We start from the raw sequence: 2207 nt of genomic DNA, 5'->3' as shown, positions 1-2207 counted from the left end.
CTATCAGAGATCATCTGATTCACAGAATTGAGACAGAAATTCCATATGTAAAAGTAAACGGAGATCGTGTAAAACGTCTTCCAAATAATGTAAATGTCAGCTTCCAGTTTGTAGAAGGCGAATCCCTTCTTCTGATGCTTGATAATTATGGAATCTGTGCATCAAGCGGATCTGCATGTACATCAGGTTCTCTTGATCCGTCTCATGTACTTCTGGCAATCGGTCTGCCGCATGAGATCGCACATGGTTCTCTGCGTATGACTCTCAGCGAAGAGACAACAATGGAAGATGTAGATTTCACAGTAGACAGACTGAAAGAAATTGTAGCACATTTAAGAAGCATGTCTCCATTATATGAAGACTTTATGAAAAAACAGAAATAAGCAGGATAACAGGAGGAAATACAAATGGCTTACAGTGAGAAAGTAATGGATCATTTTCAGCATCCACGTAATGTTGGAGAAATAGAGAACGCAAGTGGCGTAGGAACAGTAGGAAATGCAAAATGCGGTGATATCATGAGAATTTTCCTTGATATTGATGATGAGACACATATCATCAAAGACTGCAAATTCAAAACATTTGGATGTGGTGCAGCAGTAGCAACCAGCAGCATGGCAACAGAGATGGTAATGGGAAAAACTATCGAAGAAGCTATGGAAGTTACAAATAAAGCTGTTATGGAAGCTCTTGACGGACTTCCGCCAGTAAAAGTTCACTGCTCTCTGCTTGCAGAGGAAGCAATCCATGCTGCTTTATGGGACTATGCCCAGAAACATCACATTGAGATTAAAGGTCTTAAGAAACCGAAGTCTGATATTCACGAAGGTGAAGAAGCAGAAGAGGAAGAATATTAATCAGTTTTTTCAGAAAGCTGAATCTGTTTGTGATTTGAAATCGTTATATTAAAAGAAGGGGCGGATGATACTCATCATCTGCCCTGTGTTTTATATTGTGAAGTTAGGATCAAAGGTCTTTTGACCCTGATATCATTACAAAGCGGGCAGTTACTGTTCGTTTTGGTCTCATTAACAATTTATCTATTTTCTGCAGGAGGTAAAGATGACAGGACTTACGAATGAACAGGTGCAGGAGAGGATTGCAGAAGGAAAAGTTAATGTCAACGAGAACCCAAATACCAGGACGTACAAGCAGATTATTTTGGAGAATACACTTACGTTTTTCAACTTTCTGAACCTTGTACTTCTGGTGCTGGTCCTTTTTGTGAGATCTTATAAGAATTCCATGTTTATGGGAATTATCCTGATCAATACGGTAATCGGTATTGTTCAGGAGATCAGGGCAAAGAAGACAATCGATAAGCTTGCAATCCTTACGGAAAGTAAAACAGTTGTTTTGCGTGAAGGAAAGAAATGGAGTATTTCCACAGAGAAGCTGGTGATTGATGATCTGATTTTCCTGAAGACAGGTGATCAGGTACCGGCAGATGTGAAAGTACTGGAAGGAGCGGTGGAAGTAAATGAGTCTCTGCTGACTGGTGAGTCAGATAATTTGACCAAGAACCAGGGAGATGAACTTTTTTCAGGAAGCTTTGTGACATCTGGAGAAGCCTGTTGTCAGGTAATTCACGTCGGAAAGGATAACTATGCCGCACAGATCACAAGTGAAGCAAAGGAATTTAAACGCCATAATTCAGAATTACGTAACTCTCTGAATGCGATTTTGAAAGTAATCAGTATTATTATCGTTCCTTTAGGTGCGATGCTGTTTTATAAACAGTATTTTATCGTGGGAGATACGCTGAAAGATTCCGTGGTAAATATGGTGGCAGCTGTACTTGGAATGATTCCGGAGGGACTTGTGCTGCTGACAAGTGTGGCGTTGACACTTGGTTCTATGGTTCTTGCAACTAAGAAGACCCTGGTACAGGAGCTTTACTGTATAGAAACCCTGGCAAGAGTTGATACACTTTGTCTGGATAAGACCGGAACGATCACAGAAGGAACTATGCGCGTCGAAGATGTACAGTTGTATACCGCCGGACAGAACGCTGGAGTGAAAGCCGTCTCTCTTGAAAAAACAGAGCCGCAGATAATTGATTTGAAAGCGGAAGCGTCAGCAACAGTAAATACTGAAGGTGAAAAAACAATATTACAAGTGGCTGACTCAGAAGTTGATGCGAAAATGTCACAATCAGACGATTTAAATAAGGATATCACAGAGGAGGATAGACGGAAACTCCAGGA

At 40.7% G+C, this 2207-nt stretch carries 3 protein-coding genes; all 3 read left to right on the top strand.

Annotated features, from left to right (window positions below; all coding sequences use genetic code 11):
• Window positions 1-383, top strand: a 383-nt coding sequence (locus AC058W_RS00935; protein WP_479389570.1) for an aminotransferase class V-fold PLP-dependent enzyme, incomplete at its 5' end; no start/stop codon positions are given.
• A 24-nt stretch (window positions 384-407) separates the two neighbouring features.
• Window positions 408-857, top strand: a complete 450-nt coding sequence (gene nifU / locus AC058W_RS00930) for a Fe-S cluster assembly scaffold protein NifU (RefSeq protein ID WP_008704067.1) — start codon at window positions 408-410, stop codon at window positions 855-857.
• A gap of 205 nt (window positions 858-1062) precedes the next feature.
• Window positions 1063-2207: HAD-IC family P-type ATPase (locus tag AC058W_RS00925; protein ID WP_479389569.1), on the top strand; the 1145-nt coding region annotated here is incomplete at its 3' end.

This window comes from Blautia sp. CGZ-1-C1, from assembly GCF_056504575.1.
This window is presented reverse-complemented; position numbering and strand designations above follow the sequence as displayed.